The organism is Clostridioides sp. ES-S-0010-02 (assembly GCA_020641055.1).
Taxonomy (GTDB): Bacteria; Bacillota; Clostridia; order Peptostreptococcales; family Peptostreptococcaceae; genus Clostridioides.
In genome coordinates, this window is record CP067345.1 from 3994065 (window position 1) to 4015703 (window position 21639).

Below are 21639 nucleotides of genomic sequence, written 5' to 3' on the forward strand. Positions count from 1 at the left end.
TTTAGATAGGATTTCTTTTAAATAATCTTATTTTTTATTAATTCTTAAAGTCTTTTATATTTTCTTTATCATAAAGTAAGGCTGGTACTGGTATATTTTTCTCTACCTTTTCACCTTTTATAGCCTTTACTACTGCTTCTACTGCCAAACGTCCCATTTCTTTAGGTTGTTGCTGAATCATAGCAAGAACAGTTCCATCTGTTATTCCAGTTGCTGCTTCATCAGTTAAATCAAATCCTACAATCTTAACATCCTTATTTTTTGCAGATTCAAGTGCAGCTTTAGCTCCTAATACACTATTTTCAGCTGTTGCATATATTATATCTACATTTGGATTAGATTGAATTAAGTTTTCTACAGTATTAAGAGATTCTTCTCTATCATATCCTGGTTGTGAGTTTAATATTTTAACATTAGCTGAACCTTTTAATGCTTCTTTAAACCCATCTATTCTTTGCATTTGTATTTGAGATTTTAAATCTGTTACTATTGCAATTTCTGATTTTCCACCTAAGTTTTCATCTATATACTTTTTAGTGTATTCGCCTAATTTTTTACCAGCATCGTAACTAACTGTTCCAACATAACTTGTAATATTTTCAGTATTTAATACAGCATCTACTGTAACTACAGGCATTTTTTCAAATGCTCCCTCTACAGCTGGTACTATAGCTGAATTATCTGTTCCAAGTACTATCATTCCATCTACATCCTGTTGTATAAAATCTTCTATAGCTGATGTTTGCTTAGCTACATCTTGGTCTGGGTCATTTACTATGACTTTTACACCTAGTTCTTTAGCTTTTTCTTTTATCCCTTCATCAATGTCTATAAAAAATTGATGTTGAAGAGTTATTGTAGATACCCCTATAGTTAAATCTTTCTTAGCTGAATTATCCTTCTTTTCTGATTTACCTGGTCCATCCATTGAACATCCTGTTAACATTCCTACTGCTAGTGTTGCAACAATTCCTAAAGATAAAATTTTTCTCATAATTACCCTCCATTTTTAATAGTTTTAGATTTGAACAATTTTAATTTTTATTTATTAATATCTAAATATTTTTCAACATCTTCCCTATAAGGCATTCCAGATTGAGCACCTAATTTTGTTACAGATAGTCCTGACACTACTACAGCATACCCTACTGCTGTATATAAGTCTTTGCCTTCTGTTATAGCTACTGACAATGCTCCATTAAAAGTATCACCTGCCCCTGTAGTATCTTGAACATCAACATTTATACAAGACACATGTTTTACTTCTTTACCATCATAAAATCTAGCTCCATTTTTTCCTTCTGTTACTACAAGTTTATTTGGATGTTTTTTTAATACTTCTTCTATACTTTCCTCTGTGTCAAAAACTATCTTATATTCATGTTCATTTGGTGTTAAATAGGTTACTTTTTCTATTATATCTTCATCTAATCTTATTGCTGGTGCTGGATTTAATAAAACCTTTATATTATTTTCAAAACAGAAATTTACTACATATTTTATTGTTTCTAGTGGAATCTCTAACTGTAGTAATACTATATCTGCATTCTTTATCTCTTCTTCATTCTTTTTAATTAAGTTTATATCTACTAGTTCATTTGTTCCTGGCACAACAACAATACTATTATCATTTTCACATAGTGTTATGACAGCAACACCAGAACTTTTTTGATTATTTCTAGCTATCAAATTATAATCAACTTTATTCTCTTTAAAATTTCGTATCAATTCTTCGCCTAAGCTATCTTCCCCTACACAAGATATCATTTTTACATTTGCACCTAACTTAGATGCTGAAACTGCTTGGTTAGCACCTTTTCCCCCAGGTGATGTAAAAAAGCTATTACCTAGTATTGTTTCTCCTTTTTCTGGTCTTTTATCTACAGAACATACCATGTCCATATTTACACTTCCTATGACAACTATGTTTCCCATTACGTTACTCCTTTACATATCTATTTATGCTTTTCATGCTGTTAATTACTTTCTTTAGTTGAAGCTCTTATCACTAGTTCTGCCTTAAAAATTAATTCATCAAAGGATTCTTTCTTATCTCCTCTTAAACAATTTATTAATATTTCACTGGCTTTATATCCTATATCATAAGATGGTTGTCGTACTGTTGTAAGTGGAGGACTTATTAAACTAGAAGTTTGAATATCATCAAATCCCACAACGCTTACATCGTTTGGTATATTTAATCCTCTTTCTTGAAGACCTCTGATAACACCTATTGCAATTAAATCATTTGCACAAAATATCGCATTAAAATCTATCACTTCTAATTTTTTTATAAATTCTTGGCCCCATTCAATCTTATATTTTCCTTCAAATACATAATTAGAATTGTAATCTAAATTACACTCAGTTAAAGCTTTTTTATATCCTTCTAATCTATCTATTGCTATTTCATTTTGAAGTGGACCACTCAAGTATATTATTTTCTTATTTCCAATATCTAATAAATGTTTTGTAGCTATATATGCACCCTCAAAGTTATTTATTTTAACTATGCCTTTTAAGGTTTCTTTATTCATACTTATTTTCTTATCGATTAATACTGTTGGTATTTTTATATCTTTGTAATTTGCCTCTTTCCAGTTTGTATTTGATGATGCTGCAAATATAATTCCATCTATCATTCTTTCTGATAATGTTCTTATCCCTTCATATTCCTTTTTGGCATCTTCATCTGTATTACATAAAATTATATTATAACCTTCCTCATTAGCTTTATCTTCCACACCTCTTGATACATCTGTGAAAAATGGATTTCGTATATCTGGTATAAGAAGTCCTATTGTATTTGTTCTTTTAGTTACTAAACTTTGTGCTAATTTATTTGGAACATAATTTTTTTCCTTCATTATTTTTAAAATCTTTTCTCTTGTTGCTTGACTTATATTTTCATCTTTATTATTAATGACTTTTGATACAGTTGTTTTGGAAACACCAGCCAATTCGCCAATCTCTTTTATAGTTATACTCAAGAAGTTCACCCCCACAATTTAGGAAACCGTTTTACTTAACCGGTTACCTAGATACTATCATATCTTTTTTCGCTTTGCAACTACTTTATACAAATTTTGATATTTTTCTTATTTTTCATAATATTGCAATTTATAAATTCAAATTTAATATTTATATTAATATACAAAAAAAAATTAATATACTTTTATAATTATTTAAAAGTACATTAATTAATTTAAGTAATCTTTATTAAAGTTCAAGTCCTTGTCCTATAATCATTTTTTTATCATTTTCAATTCCATTTCCTACAGTTGTTAAATAATCACCTACAATTGCAGAATTTACACCACCATTAAATCCAATTTTGTCATACCCTTTTAAAGATAGCCTTCCACCAGCATATCTTATGTATACATTAGGAATTATAAATCTAAATACTGCTGTTGTTTTTAATATTTCCATAGGCTCTAATACATCATAATTTTCCATAGGAGTATTCTTAATAGGGTTTAAAATATTTATTGGAATTGATTTGGTATTTAATTCTCGTATTTCAAAAGCCATTTGTAGTCTTTGTTCTTTACTTTCATTCATCCCAATGATTCCACCTACACATACATCTAATCCAGCCCTTTTAGCTTCTTTAATTGTTCTTATTCTGTCTTGATAAGTATGTGTTGTACATATATTATCAAAATTATCTTTAGATGTCTCGACATTATGATGATATGTAGTCACACCTACTAGTTTTAGCTTTTTAGCTTGCTCATAATCTATAATTCCTAGAGATGCACATAATTTTAAATTAGTATTTTCTCTTAATCCTTCATAGATATTTAAAATATCATTAAACTCTTTTCCTGTTATACCTTTACCACTTGTAACTAAAGAGAATCTATGTACTCCTTTACTTTCCATTTCTTTGGCTCTCTTTAAAATCTCATTATAATCTAGTAATGAATATTCTTCTATCCCAGTTTTATAATGAGATGATTGTGCACAAAATTTACAGTCTTCACTACATTTGCCAGACTTAGCATTCATTATTGTACATAAATCTACTTTTCTTCCCATAAAATATTCTCTTATTTCATTTGCAGATTTTAATAAGATATCAAAATTGTTTTTGTTATTAGTATCAATACTTATTAAATTAAGAGCTTCTTCATAATTTATTTCTTTTCCACTCAATATTTTATTTTTTAATTTGACTATGTATTTTTCCATATATCCTCCTATTTGTCAACTTATATTTTTTATATAGTTTACTTATTATATATAGTATTACATAGACAACATTTATTGGTCAACTTTATTTTATATATAGGTTTACTATTATAAAAAAAAATACTGTTCTAAAATAGTATTTGTATAATATCTTATACGTATCATTATTAAAACAGTATTTTTTATTAAAGAATCATTCTTATTAATTTATAAAACTATTCTTGTCTTAACTCCATCCAAGCTTTCCATTGTAACAACCTCTAATCCTTCATACTCTCTAAATAGCCATTTTAAATCCTTCATAGCTTGATTAACCTGACTTTTTGTTAGATTATTTATAAAATATTCTTTTCTAGTTTCCTCATACTCTTTGCTAGTTAAAAAGTTTCTTAGAAAATTAAATGCAAATACACTTGGAATATTGTTTACATTAGCTTTCTTGCTATTTTCTTTCTCATAGTAAATTTTCATAAATGCATACTCCTTTGATACTTTTAAATTTCTCTTACAATAATTATATGCATTTAAGTCCTACTATTCTTATAATTTTATTAATTCATATTCTTTATTTCCCATTCCCATTTCACACGCATAGTCTATTATTCTAGTTCCATTTACATGAGGATGCTCATGTTTAAACACATCATGACCCATTTCCTTACAAACCAAATCATAGCATGCTTGTTCAATTGCTACTGGGTCTGTTGATGCTAATATTCCTATATCATGTGCAATCGGTCTACCTGACCAAGGCACACAATCACAAAGTGGAGTCACATTCATAACAAAAGTTATATATCCTACCTTATCTTTTTTGTTTGATACTGCTCCATAAGCGTATTCTGCCATCTTTTCAACAAATACATCTGAGTCACTTTCCCATTGTATAGTTACTGCTCTAGTTGGACAGACAGTTGGACATTCTCCACATCCATAACACACATCAGAATCTATAATCGCCTTCTTATCTACTATACTTATAGCTTTTGTAGGACAAGAATTAACACATTTTCCACATCCTACACACTTCTTCTCTTTTACTACTGGTGTAACATCAGAATGTTGCATTTGCTTTCCTGCTGCACTTGCACACCCCATAGCTAAATTTTTTAATGCTCCTCCAAAACCTGCTGCTTCATGACCTTTAAAATGACTCATTACTATCATTGCAGAAGAATTATAAATTTCGCCACCTATTTTCACACTTTCAAAATGTTTTTTATCTATTTGTACATTTTCATAATTTCTACTGTACAATCCATCTGCAATTATTACTGGTGCATTTACCACTGCATAGGCAAAACCATTTTCTATAGCTGTTGTAAGATGGTCTACAGAATTTGTTCTACTCCCTGTATATAATGTATTTGTATCTGTTAAAAATGGCTTTCCTTCACAATCTTTAATCTTATCAACCACTTGTCTAACTGCTACAGGACTCATATATGTAGTATTTCCTTTTTCTCCAAAGTGAAGTTTGATTGCTACTTGGTCATTCTTTTCTATTAAATCTTTGAATCCTGCTGTATCAAATAATCTTCTTACATTGTTTGGCACATTTTTATTTTGCGAATTTGAGTATAAGTCACAAAAATATACTTTTGACTTTTCCATATCTACACCCCTTTAAAATATTTACTTGAATTAATTTTATCACTTTTAAAGTAATTTTTTAGTATATTTTACCACAATTAAAGATTCTTATCTTTATTTAATAAAAACAATATTATTTTAACTCCTTACTACATTTTTTTAATTCTTTACTAGTTTAGGCTCTATATACTATAGCATATCTTAAATAACCTATAATCACTATATTATAATCTATCTCCTTTTTTATTTTTAAACAGTTCCTTAAGGTAATAATTTAATTATTATAAAATATAATGAGTACGACTAAAACAAAAAAAAGACTTGAAACTTAAGTTCAAGTCTTTTTTACTTAGATATATTCTTATATATTACTAAGCATATTTTTACACAATACAGTGATATTTACAATTATAATAAAGATATCATTAAACTGGTTTTTTATTAAATAAAATAACAGCTGATAACAGACACACTATTGAAATAATAATTGTTACAATGATTGGAATAATAAATTCTGGAGCTGTCACTTTACCTGAAATCAAATCTATATTTTTTGATACTATGAAATTAGGTGTATAAGGTGCAATCTGTTCAGGAATAGAAATTAAACTCAAAACAAGAGTTACTACTAATACAAGTAATACACTTGCAAATGCTGGTCTAAATAGTACACATCCAAGAATTAATATAGTAATATACATAATACCAATTATCCATAAGTTAAATGCTGAAAATACAACATGATTAAGATTTGCAGTTGGCCAAAAATACATTGTATAACCATAAGTACATAAAAAGCTCAACCAGAAACCAATGGTCATAATAATTACTGCAATAGAAAATTTAGACAATACTACAGACGAACGTGACAATCCTTTAGTCAACATAATGACAAGTGTCCCTTTAGAATATTCGTTTGATAAAATATTACAAAAAATAATTAGAGTTAAACTCATTCCAAGACCAGAAATATTGCCAGAAAACTGTGTCCAAGAATCTAAAGCAGTTGGTAGAGCAGTAACTTTTAAAGTTGGGGCAAAATGAGCAATCAAGTCTGGCATAAATTTAGCAGAAAGAGGACTCATTATTCCAAATATCAAAAATAAAATAATTAGACTAAATAATTTATAATTTCTTACGTTCTCTACAAATTCTTTTTTTGTAAATGCTATGTATTCTCTCACTTTACTACCTCCAAAAATAAATTTTCAAGTGACAATTCTATTAATTCCATCTTTCTTGGACAAAGATTCATTTCTGCAAGTGTAGATATAACTGTTTGTTGTATTGATTTTATATCTTTACCATGGAAAATAATTTCCATATTAGTCTCTTCTGAATCTTTAAGTAAGGATTTAATACTACTACTAGACTTAAATGCTTGTATTTCATCATTACTTGAAAACTCCAATAAAAGTCTATCTTTTCCGTGCATACTTTTTATTTCTGAAAGTGTACCACTCAGAGCGATGCTTCCGTTATTTAATATAGCAACATGGTCACAAATTCTTTCAACATCTGACAGTATATGTGTTGAAAATATTACGGTTGTTGAGTCTTTGATTTTAACCATAATATCTAATATTTCTTTTCTACCAACAGGGTCAAGTGCACTTGTTGGTTCATCACAAATAAGTAATTTAGGACGTGAAAGCAATGCTTGAGCTATCCCAAGACGTTGCTTCATTCCACGAGAAAATCCACCTATTCGTTTCTTTTCATTTCCAAGTCCCACAAGTGTCAACAACTCTTCACTTCTTAACTTTATTTCTTGTTTTGAAAGCCCTGTGATTTCTCCACAAAGAGAAAGATATTCAAGTGGTCTCATATAGTTATAAAACTCTGGAACATCAGGTAGATAACCTACATGGCGATTAGAACTTGTTCTTCCATAAGTCACCTTCTCACCAAAAACATTTATAGTTCCACTATCTGCTTCAAGTAACCCAAGCACCATTTTCATTGTTGTAGTCTTGCCTGCACCATTCTTACCTACAAATCCAAATACTGACCCTTCTGGTACAGTAAGATTTAGCTTATCTATTATCTTTCGATTACCAAAACTTTTTGATAACCCATTTATTGAAACAATATTCATCATTCATCACCTCTTCCTATAGTGAAATATAAAATTGGACCTATTATACTTATAAATAGCACTAAAATAATCCATATTGCCTTATTACCAATTTTATAATTTGGATGTTTTATTATATGAATAAGTGCAGTAATTACAAGTATTAAATTTAAAATAATAACAGGAAGTAAAAGTGGTAGATATTCCATTAAATTTTCCATAATCTTATTCCTCCAATAAAGATAATTTTTCTATAAGAAATCTGTATTCCTTGTTCTCATTTAATACAGAGAACATAGGATTATTCTTAATAGCAGCAACAATACCTGCCTTTACAATTGTATCATCACGTGTGATACCTGTTCCAATCTCAGAAATCCAGCAATCAATATGATTAAAAAAGTCATCACTATGTAGCATAATTGGATATATATCACTTATTGCCAAATCTACATATCTTTGTAACGACTTAATAGCTCCTTTAGTATTTCCATGTATTAAATTCATTTGTATCTGAGTCAAATATACAGAAAACATAACACCAGGAGATAATTCATTAAGGTCAAATGTATCTGAAATTATTAAAATACGTCTTTCTATTTCTTCAATTTGTGATTTATCTGAGTTTTGCAGAAGTCCCACTAAATCTTGAACTAATAATGTAAGATTCTGATATGCTCCAATCTGTAACGTTTCATTAGCTTCATTAGTTTGACCATTCATCATTTGTCCCTGTGCAAGAAGTATGCTTTCATTTACCATGGGAAAATTGCTATCTTGAAATAAATCAATAACTTCTATAGGTTGATTTAACAAGATATAACAAGTTGCCTCCATACCTTTTGACTGACGACAAATTTCTATATCATCACTTGTTTCTCGTATTCGAATAAAAATTTCTAATGCTTCACTAATTAATAGTTCACGTTTTTCTTCATCTACAAGGTCATAATGATTAATTATCAAAATACCCATCTGATAAATCAAAGGAAAGCATGAATAATATTTTTTTATGGTTTCTCTTATTTCATCCATAACTTCATCAAATGGTTTAACAGTAAAATCTTTACACAATCGCTGATATAGTTTATTAATATCTTCCTTAATCATTTGTGGTTCGTAGCAAATTAATTCATCAACTGTAATGTTGAAATATGTCGCGAGTTGTGGTAAAAAAGTGATATCAGGATAACTTTGCCCAGTTTCCCATTTAGACACAGAAGCTTTAGAGATACCTATATAATTTGCAAGTTCATCTTGTGTAATTCCTTTTTCTTTACGCTTTAAAATTAGTGTTTTTGCAATGTTTAATTCATTCATATCAACGCCTCCTTTGTATAATTATATCCTTAAATACATAAACCTAACAAGCGATTTGAAGTTGACTTTTGATGAAAAAATCAACCATAGAGAAACAAATAAGCAGGTATCTTAGATACCTGCTTAAATATATTTTTAAATTCAATTTATATAATTTTTTATTTATTCCAATCATTTCCACATTTTTATACAAAACCACATATGAATATATCCAAATATATTTTTTATTTATCATGTTTTTTAAACGTCTTGTATAAAATATCTTTTAATATGAGTACATTATTCTCATTGCTCATCCTGTATTCCTTTTCAAATCTTGAATATAATTCTTCAATAGCTATTTGATACTTTTCTATCCCTTCTATGTCAACATATGTTTCTAAAATAGGATACTTAGAGCTCCATGCTTTTGTCCAGTCAACATCCTTACTAATATTATCAGTTACATCTTTAGAACATAAATTACTTTCATCGATTAAGTAATCATAAGTAATATTAAATAGCTTTGATATATTTTTTATATTTTCTAAGTCTGGCTTAGCTTGCCCTAATTCCCACTTGCTAATAGTTTGTCTAGATACATTTAGTCTTTCAGCCAACAATTCTTGAGAATAATTATATTTCTTTCTTAGTTTTGTAATCTTGTCTCCTAAATTCATATATTAAACTCCTTTCAAGGTAAAAATAATTATATTTCAATTATAAAGTATTAAACTCAATGATTCTACAAAGCAAAGTTTGAAATATGTAAACTTTAATTTACATACATGATGAATCATTCTATATGAACAATACTAATATTAATATTTAATTATAGATTTTTTAATAAAAATTAATTATTTATTCTTAAATAATAAAAAAGGCTTGTGTTGTAGTTAACTCCAAGTAGTATACTCTATTTAAGAATTGAGTAAAACATAATGAGTTTTATGTAGAGATATTGTACAGTTTATAAATCATATCATACTAAAAAGGAAATAAGGGAATTGTTTTCTAAACTTACAGGTGTTAATGTTGATGAAAGCCTATATTTAATACCACCATTTTATACAGATTTTGGAGAAAATATAAGAGTTGGAAAGGATGTATTTATTAACCATGCTTGTACATTCATGGATAGAAGTGGAATTACGATTGCAGATGATGTACTGATTGGACCTTAAGGTAAATCTTATAACAATAAACCCTCCTTTAGAGCCCTCAGAAAGACATTCCACTGTGTCTACACCCATAGTTATAAAGAGGAATGCTTGGTTAAGTGCAGGAGCAATGATTATGCCAGGTATTACAGTAGGTGAAAATACTGTTGTTTCTGCAGGAGCAGTAGTCACAAAGGATGTACCTCCAAATACTGTGGTTGCAGGTGTCCCTGATAAGATAATAAAGACTGTATGTTAGATTCTAAATTGAAGTTTTGTTATTAGTTCAATAGAATATTATTATAGTATTTCAATAAAAAAGACATTCTTAATTTAATTAAGTTTGTCTTTTTTTATTGATTTTTATTATACTCATTTCAAGTTTTATTGTCAAAGTTCTTGACAAGTAAACTTGTCATAAGTATAATAAAAGTACCAAGTAAACTTGGCATCCAAATAGGAGGTATCTTACATGAATAAAGAAGAAATTTTAAGTAAGAGTCGTCAATCTACTAAAGACGAAGGATTAGAGTATATTGAAAATAAAGGCAGAAAAATAGGATATTCAATTTTCATATGTGTCTTCGCTTTCATTGTAATATTTAACGCCTTTATTGGACAAAAGAGTGATGCAGTATCTGCTTTATTTTGGACATTTGGCCTTGCTGAAAATATAGCAAAATACCAATTCACACATGAAAAAAAGAATTTAATTTTGGCTATTGGTTTCTTAATTACAACTATATTCTCATTAGCTAATTTTGTTTTATCATCATTAAGGTAAGCAATATGAATGAAGAATTAATATTAAAAAATCACTTAAAAATAGCAAGAACAGAGAAAAAATTATCTCAAAGTCAGCTAGCTGAAATGGTCGGCGTGTCAAGAAACACTATTAGTTCAATAGAAACAGGTCAGTTTAATCCAACAGCAAAATTAGCACTTATTTTATGTATAGCTCTAGATAAAAAATTTGAAGATTTATTTTACTTTGAATAAAATGTATTGTAGTCATAAAATATAAAAGAAACCATAGTTATTGTATATTTTATTCACTTCTAAAACTCAAAATAAAAAGAGGTAAATAAATAAAACAAAAAGAGTAAATGGTTAGATATTTATTATCTTATCACTTTACTCTTTTATTTATTTTAAAGTCTTATACATCTCTTTAATACCCTACATTCCATATTCATTAAAATAACTCCTATTTTCAAAAACCTCATTTTTAAATCCATATGTTGTCTAAATATAAAATAAATATACAGGTACCTTAATAAATATGTTGCAAAATTATTAAGGTACCTGTATAATATATTTCGTAAGGTGCCTTATCATTATAAATCATATTATTTAGGAGGATAACATGGAAAATGAAAAATCAAACATTAAATATTTAAAAGAAGAACCAATAAAAAAAACTATTCTTTATTTATCTATTCCTATGATGATAGGAATGTCAGCTGGAACTATCTATAATGTAATTAATGCCTACTTTATAGGTTTAGTTCATGACACAGCTATGCTTAGTGCAATAACATTGGGACTCCCTATATTTACAATTCTAATGGCTTTTGGAAATATGTTTGGCGTTGGTGGTAGTACATTCATAACTAGGCTAATTGCACAAAATAATAGTGATGAAGCCAAGAAAATTGCTGGATATACTTTTTATGCAAGTATTATAACAGGTCTATTGATAGGTCTAATTGGCTACTTACTAATGAATCCTATTATTAGATTATTAGGTTCCGATATGACTACATTTGAATATACAAAACAATATGCAATTACACTATTTGTTGGCGGATTTTCTATTATATTGAACTTCTCTCTTGAACAAATTGTAAGGTCTGAAGGTGCATCAAAAGAATCTATGTATGGTATGTTTGTAAGTGTAATAGTTAGTATCATATTAGATGTTTTATTTATACTAGTTCTTAATATGCATGTGTATGGTGCTGCATTATCAATGATACTTTCTAACATTGCATCTAGTGCTTATTATGTTTGGTATTTAAATGTTAAAAGCGAGAACCTTAGAGGGTTTTTACATTACATAAAAATCAGCATAAACAGTCAAGTTGAAATATATAAAGTTGGTGTATCCCAATTAATCCAATGCTCTTTCTTAATTGTGACTACATTATTATCCAATAACTACTCTATGCAATATGGAAATAACATAGTTGCTAGTTTTGGTATAGCACTTAGAATTGCTCAAATTCCAGAATTCTTTGTTATGGGTATTGTTTTAGGTGTAATGCCACTTATAGCATATAATTTTTCTAATAAGAATATACCTCGTTTAAAGGAAAGTATAAAGTATTCTGCTTTATTCATATTTGTAATCGCAGTTGTATTTTCAGGAGTTGTTTATATATTTAGAACCCAAGTAATACAAACATTCTCAGTTGATACGTCAGTTATTGAAATAGGAACGTATGTATTGGTAGCTATGTTAGTATCTGCCTTATTCAATGGAGTTACATCTTTATTTATGACAATATATCAAGCATCAGGAAAAGGCATTGAAACAGGTATAATGTCTATAAGCCAAGGTGGATTGTATATACCTATAGTAATATTGCTTAATTATTTTTATGGACTTGATGGGCTAATATGGTCTATGACAGTAACAGAAATTATAACATTTTTAATAGGTGCAGTTTTATATATACCCTATAGTATAAAACTTAAAAAGGCATCAACTAAAAATAAAGTAAGTCTTATATAAGATTTACTTTATTTTTAATTTTAATGTTAGTCAATACAAATTATTTTATTATATGTAATTATTAATATATTAATCAATTTTATTAAAAATAACAGACTTCTCTTTTAAAGAGATTTTTCCTACTTGATATCCATATTCATTTAATTCTTTTTTATATTTTAAAAACGAATGGTCTATCTCTATTCCTGCAATATCTTTTATTTCTTCAAAAGTTAATTTAAATGATTGATTACCATTTTTCTTGACATATTCCCATAAAGAACTATATTTGCTCATTTTATATCACTCCTTTTAAAATTATATCTTATCTATTAGTTTATATTCTATCACTATTAATTTATAAAGTTATGCTACTTATTATTTATATGAAAAAATATACAAATAATAAGTAGCAATTTTTTATAATTATCATATTTTCTTCATATTTAAGAAAAGTCACTCGTAGTTAAAATATTTTTTTAAAGAAAGTTTACTTCATCAGAAAACAAATTTTAATTGTTCTTATTTTTATTATGTAATTATTCAAGACAATATGTCATTGTTGAAATACAACTCTAATAACTAAATATTTTTATACATTCACTATTTAAAAATCTTTTTTATTGAATTTAAGTTAAATTTATCGACATTTCAGTAATATCGTTTTCTTTATTTTCAATATGAATGTCGATTCTATTATAATTAAAGCTCTACATCAATCTTTTTACCACTCATTGAATAACAACTAACTTTTGCCTTATCAATAGAGAATATTTCAAACTTACCGTCTCCTACAGAGTACATCTGACCTAAACTTGGCATTATTTCAAGTGCCTTAGCTTGTGTTTCTTTTGATGTAACAAATACTGCTTCACCCAAAATACGTAGAGTATTAAGTTTTTGGTCTATACAGCAAAGTTCAACCTTTGGATTAAAAATAAGTTGCTTAAACATATCTTTTTGATTAGATGTGCAAAATGTAAGTTTGCCATCATATTCCATAACAAATCCTAGAGGACGCACATGTGCTTGATTGTTCTCATCAACTGTTGCTAAATAATAAACTCCTGCTTTGTTCAAAAATTCTAATACTTTCATAATTACTACACCCCTTTTAAATACTTGTATTAAGGATTATCCTTTGATATAATTTTAATATAAAATAAGAAAAAAACAAGTATGCAGTTTTTTCTGATAAAGTATAAAAAAGATACTATTGGAATTGAGGAGTGAATTAAAATGAGTTTGGATAATAAAAATAATATAACTGAAAATGCTGAAGGATTAACTTGCCCTATACGTTACGCATTAGATATTGTTGGTGGAAAGTGGAAATTGCCTATTATATGTATGTTAGCAGTTGATAATCCAATTAGGTATAGTAGTATAAAAAGAAAATTAGATGGAATTACAAATACTATGCTAGCTCAATCATTAAAAGATTTAGAGTCTGATGGTATTGTTCATCGTAAACAATACAATGAAATTCCTCCAAAAGTTGAATATACATTAACAGATAAAGGTAAAAGTATTGTACCTATTTTGCGACAGTTTGCTAATTGGGGCGCTATTAATATGCAGGAGAAAAACACATGCGGACTTAATTGTAAAGAATGCAGAAAAATAACTTAATCATATAATATACAATCATTACAAACTTTTTTTTAGTTCTTTAATAATATATAAAAATATTTTTGTTAGTTTTCAATATTTGCTACATATATTTATTTCTATATAAAATTTGTTATTATATATAATTTTAAAATTTAAGATAAGGGGAATTAATATGTCAAATAATATCAAGATAATAAAAAAAGAAATAAACTATTTCTTATTAATAAATTTTTTACTGATTGCTTTTACATCAATATTTTTATTTTGGTCAATATCAAAACCAAATAATAGTGAACTTATATCAAGCTTCTCTGTATTATTTATGTATATTCCTGCATTTTCAGCAATTGTTGTCCTAAAAAAAGTTTCTAATTACAAGTTTGATTCAACAGTGGATAAATTTTTAAAGTTTTTTGCTATAACTACAATTGTGAGAATAGTAATATCTATAGCTGAAACATTTTTAATCCATAGTAGTATTATTTCTTCAACAATAGATACATTAACATCTTTTTATCTTTTAGCGGTTGTTCTTTACAATGAATTTCAATTTGAAGTTTTAAATTTATCTTTAAGTAAAAATTTCAAAAAAGTTTTAGGCATTCTATTAATATTCTTGATATTAATTATAGTTAGAAATATTATTGATAAAGAAAGTTTATCAATTAATGTTGTAAATAAATTTGTCACAGTATTTATAAATATAATTATAAATTTATGTTTTGGTTTTAATTTATTTTTTGGAGAAGAATTTGGATGGAGATACTTTCTTCAACCTAGACTACAAAAGATTTATGGCAAAAAATTTGGTGTATTAATTTTAGGTTTTATATGGGGAATTTGGCATTTGCCTCTTTGTGTCACTTTGTACAGTCCCGAAACCCCATTTTATTGTGTTATTTCTCAGATAGCATATTGTACCTTTATAGGAATATTTTTAGGATATACCTATATTAAGACCAAAAACCTTTGGGCGCCAATATTAATCCACTTAGTAAATAACACTGTTTCTATTATACTTGGAGGAAGTATTGAGTCTATATTTACATTAGAATCACTATTATGGAGTATTCTAGTTGATGCTATATTGTTTTTACCATTCTTATTTACTAGAGAGTACAAAACTAATAACTATGATGAAAGTTCTAACTAGTCTATAAATACATAAATCTCTAGACATAGAGGCTTTTTATATTTGTCCATAATATTGATAAAATACCTGTTTTAATATATAGAAGAATAGTCCTTATGGTATTAAGTAAAATAAAATTACTTTTTATGTAAATTTTAATAATTTACTCATTTTAAAAACCACTTTTCATTAGATGTAAAAAAGTGGTTTTTAAAATAATATTTCTACATTTAATTTTTAGTTCATTCTTATCTAAAACAGATTATTATATATTTATATCAATCTAAAAATATCCATTTTATGTTTTATGGTATAATAAAAATAATACATATCTTACTTTATTTTAAGTAAAATAATTTCTTAGTTTAATTTATATAGAACAGTTAAATTGGCAAAAATCAATCTAATAAAGGACTTCATAAATTTAAATATGGATATAGAAGTAGTTCTTCAAAATCTAGTCGTTATTTTACATTGCTCAAATGATGAAATCTCAATCAACTGGGCAACAAAAGAATTATCTGGATACAATAAAGACGATAGCCTTCCTAAATACAGAACATTATCACTTATTACAAAAACCTGGTACACATATAAAGGCTACAGTAAATATTGATTTAACTGATGTTAATGATATAATATCAAAAGTAAAAGTAAATATTTTAGATATACTATTACTTATTGAAAAAAAATTTGGAAATTTATATGACCTCGATATTGATATATCAGAAACAAATGGAAAAGAGCCAGAAAATATAATTCAATATATTCAAGTTAAGCTATATGATAATAGTATAAGTATAGGAGATAACAATAAAATCAAGAAATCTAATATAACAACCAATGAAGGAAATTCAATATCAATGCTTAAAAAACTAATTCATTTAAAAAAACATACTAAGAATTAATAAAAAGATATAAATTTGTATCAAATCCACATTTTGTGGTGTAATGAAAAGCAAGAAGGACTATACTTTATCGCTGTAGAGTATAGTCCAGAAATTATTGATTATTTTTTTTGAACTTAACTTTTAGTTCAAAACTAAAGCTACTCTTTCGTGAACTGTACCCACTGTTTTATACAGTTAAACCATATAAAAATAGGTTTTGCATTTGGATATAGTTCTATTGCTTTATCAAAAGTTTCGAACACCAAGTTATTGTTATTTGATTTTCCAATAACATATGAAATTATACTTCTATCGCCTAAATCTAGAATTGCACTTAAATAGGCCTTCGTCCCATTGGTTAATTTAAATTCAGTTACATCTGTTAACCATTTTTGATAGGTTTTATCTGCACTAAATTTTCTACTTAATACATTTCCAGCGATTACTTCTGATTTACATTTAACATAACTGAATTTCTTTTTTCTACAAACAGACCTTAAACCTACGCCTCTCATTAGTCTGTACACTCTCTTGTGATTGACATTAAGTTTATACTCTCAGTTTAACTGCATAGTCATCCTTAAAGAGTCAAAAAAAACCATTCTTTTCTTCATATATCTTAGTTATCAAAGCTGCTAATTTAATGTTTTCAAGTTCTAAATTACTTTTATATTGATTGAGCCATTTATAGTATGTTTACAAAAATTTTTAGTTTAAATTATAATTTTATAAAAAACTAAATAATTTCAATATTACAATTAATAGATGATAAAATTAAAACTATATTGCTTAGAAAAATAATTAAGAATTTGAAATGGTGTATCTACCATATTATATTTTAAATATTTTTTAAAAGTTAATATATAAAAACAGGATGAGTATATAAGTCACCCTGTTTTATATATTAAACTCTAAATTTAATAAGCTCAAGTGTGTCATTTAATGCTGACATACTATCTATTTGAATCATTAACCACTTACTTCCATTAAAGAATTTTATCTCATTATACAATTGCTTTATATAATCACAACAAGTATTAATAAATAAGTCAACCTCAACTCTATTACTTTCATTTACAATGACTAAAGCTTTGAAGGAACCTTCTTGAGGATATAAGGTACATAATGACTTTCCTCTTTTTTTGTATTTTACATTCCAACCTCTTTGCATTGAACATTTGCTATACTCGAGTTTTGGTTCCACACTATATGTTGAACTTAATATACTATTTAGCTTGTCCCACAATGGACTATTAATAAATTCTTTGATTTGTTCAAAGGTTGGTTTATTATCTTGAAAAAACATATCTTGCCAATCCATATTCATCACCCTTTCTATTGTTCAATAGACACTGGAATAGTCCAATGTTCCATATATGCCACTTCAGGTGTAGTAGGATAATACATTTCAATCGCAAAATCAGTGGCTATTAAATTATGATTCTTCATCCATCTTTCCATAAACTTATCCGCTTTAAAAACAGCTGAATCAACTAACTCATTAAAATTTTCTGCTTCAAATCCACACACTAAATATTCTTTAGCAGGTAACTCAAAAATACTATATCCTTCCACCAATGTACCTGGCTCCACTTCTATACCTGCCATATACATACAATTACCTTCTTTTGCACTTCCCATATAAAGAGCAGCAAATTCATTTCCACCTGGGATTTTATTTGGTATATTGTGTTTTTGACTTCCAAGTTTCATCCATAATTCCTTTGCTATCGCTATGCCAGTTGTCTCACCACCCATCAACTGGCAAATAGGTATTTCTTTTTCTATTCCAATAAAAGTCCTTGAGTTACTCAATCTTCTGCGAGTTACTTCAATCACTATATCATCGGCAATCAGTGGCACACCTTCATCAACCATAACATAATTTAAAATTAATTCTGGCTTAACAAATTGATTAAGTTTTACTGGATTTGCTCTATATTCCTCTGGAGTTAATCCATATGCTTTTTTAAAAGCACGTGTAAATGTCTCATGGCTATCAAATCCAAAATTTAAAGCTACATCAAGTATACGATTTTTATTTTCTGCTAAGTATTCTGAAGCTTTTGCAAGGCGACGAAGCTTTATATATTCCATTACGGTCTTATTAACTAACCTTTTAAATAATCGTTGATAATAAAATGGTGATAAATTAGCTGCATTTGCTAAATCATCAATAGATATTTCTTCTGATAACCTTTCTTCTATCAAGTCTAGTGTAGTTTGAATGGATTCCCATGCATGCATATTATAATTCCTCCTTATAGTTATCTTAAGCTTCTATATTTATATTATCAAAATCATAAAAATTCTTCTTGATATACAGTGCCTTTTTTAATCTTTACAATACTTACCAACAAGATTATTTAAACTTATTTAACTTGTCTTTAGACAAGTATTCTCCCACTTCTAAGTAATATCATAAGTGGTTATTAGTTCTCTACTCTATGTTAAATATTGTAATATTAATAATAGGCTATATGACAATTACAATATTTTATTGTAAACATAAAGTATTGCAGTAAAAATAAAATATAGCAAATCTTATTTGAAGATTTGCTATATTATATATTTTATTAAATTGTTTTTAAACACTGTATTTATTTCTTTACTAAAAAATTCCTTCATATCATCCAACTGCTCTTTAGTATATACATATTTTCCATATCCAAATTGACCATATTTAAACTTTCTATCATCATTTTCCATTGGCAATAATGTGTCTGGATAAATTTCTAATATTCTATTTTTAGCTTTAGTTGTATATCTATGAGATATAACTTCAAATATAATTTTTCTATCAAAATCTTTTGGAAGAGCTTCTTTTATACTTCTAATCAGACTTCTATACTCCTCTTCCCAACCTTCATATAAAAACACAGGAGCTATTATAAATCCAATCTGATATCCAACTTTTGCAAGCTTTACAGCTGATTCTATTCTTTTCTTTGCAGAAGCTGTATAATGCTCATGTCCATCTATAATTCTAGGTGTATTTATGCTAAATCTTATCTCTGTATGGTTATTATGCTCAGCATCCAACAAGCTATCTACATCACTGTATTTAGTAACAAATCTAAATCTTCCCTTTTCTTCTTTTCCAAAAAACTCTATTGTCTTTTTCAATGAATTAGTATATGGCTCTACTGGAACAGGGTCTGATGTAGCTGCTCCTTCAAATATGGTTACCTGTGGTTTTCTATCTTCAATATACTTCTTTGTTTGTTCAAGTATCTCATCTATATTTACAAACACCCTTATAAAGGGTTTATCACCTAGTTGTGTGTTTAAATAACAATATTCACATCTTCCCATACATCCACTGACAAGTGGTAGTTGATAATTAGCAGAAGGTTTACATGTTTGAAATTTTAAGCTTTTCCTAGTGCTAACTACCATTGTTTGTTTTCCATTTCTATATTGTTCATATAGATTTTCTCCTGGGATATGTTCCTTAACCCTATTTGATGATATCTTAATTATTTCTACATCTTTTTTATCCTTAAATTTATCATATATGTTTTTCCCAATATCAGTATCTAAGCTACCCTTTTCAAATATTATTCTTTTAGGATTAAACATTTATTTCACCTCTACTTAAAGTTTTTAAAATGAAGATTTTTATAAAATATTACTTAGTTAATCTTCCCCTTTTTAAGTTTCTTTATTTATCAGAAAGTAAAATAAACATTTGAGATAAATTTATTTTTTTGCATTAACTAATTACAAGTTTATTTACTTATAACAACTAACACAACCAATTTTTATCTAAAATTTAATTTATAAATTTAATTTACAAAGATTTATAGTATATTTCTCTTATTTGTTCCTTATTAAAAGTCTTTGGATGTCTCTTAATATTTGCAGCAGATATTTTCATACAGTTATCAGTTAACCAATCAATATCTGATTTTACAATACCTAAGTCACTTAGCTTTATATCTAAATCTATCTTTTTAAGGAAATTTTTAACTGCACCTGAACAATCTTCTGCACAAGTTCCACCCAATAGTTTTGATATATTTCCAAACCTTTCAATATCACTATCCCATGAACTTTCTACAATAGTTGGTGTTAAAGCTGCAAGACCTTTTCCATGCATTACATCTCTAAGACCACTTACAGGATGCTCCATTCCATGTTGAAGAGTTGTTCCAGCTGTACCAATTGTCATCCCACCAATAGTGCTTGCAAGTGTTATTTTCTCCCAAGCTTCTAAATCATCAGAATTATTGTATACATTTACTAAGCTTTCTGATATAAGTTCAATCCCATAGATAGCCTGTACATCTGAAAGAGGATTTCTTCCATTAGAAAGATATGCTTCTATGTTGTGAGCAAGTGCATCAAATCCAACTGATGCAATTATATGTTTTGGCATTGTTACCATAAGCTCTGGGTCAATTATTGAGGCTTTTGCATACATGCTATTCTTTTTTATAGATTTTTTATCTTTAGTATCTGAATTTGTAAGCACTGCAAAACAATTCCCTTCACTACCTGTGCCTGATGTTGTTGGAACTAAAACTATAGGTAGGGCCTCTTCACCTTGTTTAATTCCAAATATGTAATCATTTAAATCACCTGGATTTTTATAAGAAAAAGCTATACTTTTAGCTGCATCCATTATACTTCCACCACCAAGACCTAAAACACAATCACAACCAGTTTCTTTTATAGCTTCTACGCCTGCATATATAGTAGTTATAAGAGGATTTTGCTCTACTCTATCAAAAACTTCATATTCTACTTTAGCACCTTTTAGCAAATCTATTGTCTTATCAAGTAACCCTGTTTTCTTTGTACTGTTTTTCCCAGTTACAATTAATACTTTTTTACCATATTTAGATACTTCTATTCCTACATCATTAATTCTTCCTCTTCCAAATAAAATATTTACTGGCAAACTATAATTAAAATTCATGCTAAAACCTCCTATTTTTCTACTTTAGTAATAACTT

General features: G+C 27.5%; 26 protein-coding genes. 8 read left to right on the forward strand and 18 right to left on the reverse strand.

Annotation, left to right across the window (positions count from 1 at the left end):
- Positions 1-37: 37 nt before the first annotated feature.
- The 11 genes from JJC01_18505 to JJC01_18555 form a co-directional block, all read right to left on the reverse strand.
- Positions 38-994 carry a substrate-binding domain-containing protein gene (locus JJC01_18505; protein UDN58121.1) on the reverse strand — a complete coding sequence of 319 codons (957 nt, stop codon included), beginning with the start codon at positions 992-994 and terminating at the stop codon, positions 38-40.
- A 47-nt stretch (positions 995-1041) separates the two neighbouring features.
- Complete coding sequence (gene rbsK / locus JJC01_18510; GenBank protein ID UDN58122.1) at positions 1042-1935, reverse strand: ribokinase; 894 nt, start codon at positions 1933-1935, stop codon at positions 1042-1044.
- A 41-nt stretch (positions 1936-1976) separates the two neighbouring features.
- Complete coding sequence (locus JJC01_18515) at positions 1977-2990, reverse strand: LacI family DNA-binding transcriptional regulator (GenBank protein ID UDN58123.1); 1014 nt, start codon at positions 2988-2990, stop codon at positions 1977-1979.
- A 229-nt stretch (positions 2991-3219) separates the two neighbouring features.
- The gene (gene bioB, locus JJC01_18520; GenBank protein ID UDN58124.1) at positions 3220-4197 is read right to left on the reverse strand and encodes a biotin synthase BioB; all 978 of its coding nucleotides are present in this window, start codon (positions 4195-4197) and stop codon (positions 3220-3222) included.
- 207 nt (positions 4198-4404) lie between these two features.
- Complete coding sequence (locus JJC01_18525; GenBank protein UDN58125.1) at positions 4405-4668, reverse strand: hypothetical protein; 264 nt, start codon at positions 4666-4668, stop codon at positions 4405-4407.
- 69 nt (positions 4669-4737) lie between these two features.
- Positions 4738-5811 (reverse strand): DUF362 domain-containing protein, encoded by a 1074-nt coding sequence (locus JJC01_18530; GenBank protein UDN58126.1) that lies wholly within the window; start codon positions 5809-5811, stop codon positions 4738-4740.
- Between the two features lie 404 nt (positions 5812-6215).
- Positions 6216-6974 carry an ABC transporter permease gene (locus tag JJC01_18535; protein ID UDN58127.1) on the reverse strand — a complete coding sequence of 253 codons (759 nt, stop codon included), beginning with the start codon at positions 6972-6974 and terminating at the stop codon, positions 6216-6218.
- Positions 6971-7888 carry an ABC transporter ATP-binding protein gene (locus JJC01_18540; GenBank protein ID UDN58128.1) on the reverse strand — a complete coding sequence of 306 codons (918 nt, stop codon included), beginning with the start codon at positions 7886-7888 and terminating at the stop codon, positions 6971-6973. The genes JJC01_18535 and JJC01_18540 overlap by 4 nt, the downstream gene beginning before the upstream one ends.
- On the reverse strand, positions 7888-8088 hold the full coding sequence (locus JJC01_18545; GenBank protein ID UDN58129.1) for a PLDc_N domain-containing protein: 201 nt from the start codon (positions 8086-8088) through the stop codon (positions 7888-7890). Before JJC01_18545 ends, JJC01_18540 begins: the two co-directional genes overlap by 1 nt.
- Before the next feature lie 4 nt (positions 8089-8092).
- Positions 8093-9187 carry a helix-turn-helix transcriptional regulator gene (locus JJC01_18550; protein ID UDN58130.1) on the reverse strand — a complete coding sequence of 365 codons (1095 nt, stop codon included), beginning with the start codon at positions 9185-9187 and terminating at the stop codon, positions 8093-8095.
- Positions 9188-9411: 224 nt separating this feature from the next.
- Complete coding sequence (locus tag JJC01_18555) at positions 9412-9846, reverse strand: helix-turn-helix transcriptional regulator (protein UDN58131.1); 435 nt, start codon at positions 9844-9846, stop codon at positions 9412-9414.
- 327 nt (positions 9847-10173) lie between these two features.
- On the opposite strand from JJC01_18555, the gene JJC01_18560 reads away from it, so the two are divergent.
- The 5 genes from JJC01_18560 to JJC01_18580 all read left to right on the forward strand — a co-directional run bounded on the left by JJC01_18560 (position 10174) and on the right by JJC01_18580 (position 13063).
- Positions 10174-10350, forward strand: a complete 177-nt coding sequence (locus JJC01_18560; GenBank protein UDN58132.1) for a hypothetical protein — start codon at positions 10174-10176, stop codon at positions 10348-10350.
- A 55-nt stretch (positions 10351-10405) separates the two neighbouring features.
- Positions 10406-10585: a hypothetical protein gene (locus tag JJC01_18565; GenBank protein ID UDN58133.1), complete on the forward strand. Its 180-nt coding sequence runs from the start codon at positions 10406-10408 to the stop codon at positions 10583-10585.
- 213 nt (positions 10586-10798) lie between these two features.
- Positions 10799-11110 (forward strand): hypothetical protein, encoded by a 312-nt coding sequence (locus tag JJC01_18570; GenBank protein ID UDN58134.1) that lies wholly within the window; start codon positions 10799-10801, stop codon positions 11108-11110.
- Positions 11111-11115: 5 nt separating this feature from the next.
- A complete protein-coding gene (locus JJC01_18575; GenBank protein UDN58135.1) occupies positions 11116-11325 on the forward strand; it encodes a helix-turn-helix transcriptional regulator in 210 nt (69 codons plus the stop codon).
- Between the two features lie 367 nt (positions 11326-11692).
- Positions 11693-13063 (forward strand): MATE family efflux transporter, encoded by a 1371-nt coding sequence (locus JJC01_18580; protein ID UDN58136.1) that lies wholly within the window; start codon positions 11693-11695, stop codon positions 13061-13063.
- 69 nt (positions 13064-13132) lie between these two features.
- Here JJC01_18580 and JJC01_18585 read toward each other — a convergent pair whose 3' ends face one another.
- A complete protein-coding gene (locus JJC01_18585) occupies positions 13133-13339 on the reverse strand; it encodes a hypothetical protein (GenBank protein UDN58137.1) in 207 nt (68 codons plus the stop codon).
- Between the two features lie 405 nt (positions 13340-13744).
- Positions 13745-14140 (reverse strand): pyridoxamine 5'-phosphate oxidase family protein, encoded by a 396-nt coding sequence (locus tag JJC01_18590; GenBank protein UDN58138.1) that lies wholly within the window; start codon positions 14138-14140, stop codon positions 13745-13747.
- Positions 14141-14281: 141 nt separating this feature from the next.
- Between JJC01_18590 and JJC01_18595 the strand changes: the two genes are divergently transcribed.
- The 3 genes from JJC01_18595 to JJC01_18605 all read left to right on the forward strand — a co-directional run bounded on the left by JJC01_18595 (position 14282) and on the right by JJC01_18605 (position 16404).
- The gene (locus tag JJC01_18595) at positions 14282-14674 is read left to right on the forward strand and encodes a helix-turn-helix transcriptional regulator (GenBank protein ID UDN58139.1); all 393 of its coding nucleotides are present in this window, start codon (positions 14282-14284) and stop codon (positions 14672-14674) included.
- 154 nt (positions 14675-14828) lie between these two features.
- Complete coding sequence (locus JJC01_18600; GenBank protein ID UDN58140.1) at positions 14829-15809, forward strand: CPBP family intramembrane metalloprotease; 981 nt, start codon at positions 14829-14831, stop codon at positions 15807-15809.
- 367 nt (positions 15810-16176) lie between these two features.
- The gene (locus JJC01_18605) at positions 16177-16404 is read left to right on the forward strand and encodes a hypothetical protein (protein ID UDN58141.1); all 228 of its coding nucleotides are present in this window, start codon (positions 16177-16179) and stop codon (positions 16402-16404) included.
- A gap of 432 nt (positions 16405-16836) precedes the next feature.
- On the opposite strand, the gene JJC01_18610 is transcribed toward JJC01_18605, so the two are convergent.
- The 5 genes from JJC01_18610 to JJC01_18630 form a co-directional block, all read right to left on the reverse strand.
- The gene (locus JJC01_18610; protein ID UDN58142.1) at positions 16837-17193 is read right to left on the reverse strand and encodes a hypothetical protein; all 357 of its coding nucleotides are present in this window, start codon (positions 17191-17193) and stop codon (positions 16837-16839) included.
- 389 nt (positions 17194-17582) lie between these two features.
- Positions 17583-17999 carry a DUF3788 domain-containing protein gene (locus JJC01_18615; GenBank protein ID UDN58143.1) on the reverse strand — a complete coding sequence of 139 codons (417 nt, stop codon included), beginning with the start codon at positions 17997-17999 and terminating at the stop codon, positions 17583-17585.
- A gap of 14 nt (positions 18000-18013) precedes the next feature.
- Positions 18014-18925, reverse strand: coding sequence for an AraC family transcriptional regulator (locus tag JJC01_18620; protein UDN58144.1), 912 nt, complete (start codon positions 18923-18925; stop codon positions 18014-18016).
- Positions 18926-19237: 312 nt separating this feature from the next.
- Positions 19238-20260, reverse strand: coding sequence for a spore photoproduct lyase (gene splB, locus JJC01_18625; protein ID UDN58145.1), 1023 nt, complete (start codon positions 20258-20260; stop codon positions 19238-19240).
- Between the two features lie 211 nt (positions 20261-20471).
- Positions 20472-21602, reverse strand: coding sequence for an iron-containing alcohol dehydrogenase (locus tag JJC01_18630; protein ID UDN58146.1), 1131 nt, complete (start codon positions 21600-21602; stop codon positions 20472-20474).
- Between the last annotated feature and the right edge of the window lie 37 nt (positions 21603-21639).

Excerpts from the sequence above, each read along its gene's own strand:
- JJC01_18600 (UDN58140.1), top strand. The coding sequence starts at position 14,829 with ATGTCAAATAATATCAAGATAATAAAAAAAGAAATAAACTATTTCTTA.
- JJC01_18530 (UDN58126.1), bottom strand. The coding sequence starts at position 5,811 with ATGGAAAAGTCAAAAGTATATTTTTGTGACTTATACTCAAATTCGCAA.
- bioB (UDN58124.1), bottom strand. The coding sequence starts at position 4,197 with ATGGAAAAATACATAGTCAAATTAAAAAATAAAATATTGAGTGGAAAA.
- splB (UDN58145.1), bottom strand. The coding sequence starts at position 20,260 with ATGTTTAATCCTAAAAGAATAATATTTGAAAAGGGTAGCTTAGATACT.
- JJC01_18615 (UDN58143.1), bottom strand. The coding sequence starts at position 17,999 with ATGGATTGGCAAGATATGTTTTTTCAAGATAATAAACCAACCTTTGAA.
- JJC01_18585 (UDN58137.1), bottom strand. The coding sequence starts at position 13,339 with ATGAGCAAATATAGTTCTTTATGGGAATATGTCAAGAAAAATGGTAAT.
- JJC01_18620 (UDN58144.1), bottom strand. The coding sequence starts at position 18,925 with ATGCATGCATGGGAATCCATTCAAACTACACTAGACTTGATAGAAGAA.
- rbsK (UDN58122.1), bottom strand. The coding sequence starts at position 1,935 with ATGGGAAACATAGTTGTCATAGGAAGTGTAAATATGGACATGGTATGT.
- JJC01_18525 (UDN58125.1), bottom strand. The coding sequence starts at position 4,668 with ATGAAAATTTACTATGAGAAAGAAAATAGCAAGAAAGCTAATGTAAAC.
- JJC01_18590 (UDN58138.1), bottom strand. The coding sequence starts at position 14,140 with ATGAAAGTATTAGAATTTTTGAACAAAGCAGGAGTTTATTATTTAGCA.
- JJC01_18630 (UDN58146.1), bottom strand. The coding sequence starts at position 21,602 with ATGAATTTTAATTATAGTTTGCCAGTAAATATTTTATTTGGAAGAGGA.
- JJC01_18580 (UDN58136.1), top strand. The coding sequence starts at position 11,693 with ATGGAAAATGAAAAATCAAACATTAAATATTTAAAAGAAGAACCAATA.
- JJC01_18545 (UDN58129.1), bottom strand. The coding sequence starts at position 8,088 with ATGGAAAATTTAATGGAATATCTACCACTTTTACTTCCTGTTATTATT.
- JJC01_18550 (UDN58130.1), bottom strand. The coding sequence starts at position 9,187 with ATGAATGAATTAAACATTGCAAAAACACTAATTTTAAAGCGTAAAGAA.
- JJC01_18555 (UDN58131.1), bottom strand. The coding sequence starts at position 9,846 with ATGAATTTAGGAGACAAGATTACAAAACTAAGAAAGAAATATAATTAT.
- JJC01_18540 (UDN58128.1), bottom strand. The coding sequence starts at position 7,888 with ATGAATATTGTTTCAATAAATGGGTTATCAAAAAGTTTTGGTAATCGA.
- JJC01_18610 (UDN58142.1), bottom strand. The coding sequence starts at position 17,193 with ATGAGAGGCGTAGGTTTAAGGTCTGTTTGTAGAAAAAAGAAATTCAGT.
- JJC01_18595 (UDN58139.1), top strand. The coding sequence starts at position 14,282 with ATGAGTTTGGATAATAAAAATAATATAACTGAAAATGCTGAAGGATTA.
- JJC01_18505 (UDN58121.1), bottom strand. The coding sequence starts at position 994 with ATGAGAAAAATTTTATCTTTAGGAATTGTTGCAACACTAGCAGTAGGA.
- JJC01_18575 (UDN58135.1), top strand. The coding sequence starts at position 11,116 with ATGAATGAAGAATTAATATTAAAAAATCACTTAAAAATAGCAAGAACA.
- JJC01_18570 (UDN58134.1), top strand. The coding sequence starts at position 10,799 with ATGAATAAAGAAGAAATTTTAAGTAAGAGTCGTCAATCTACTAAAGAC.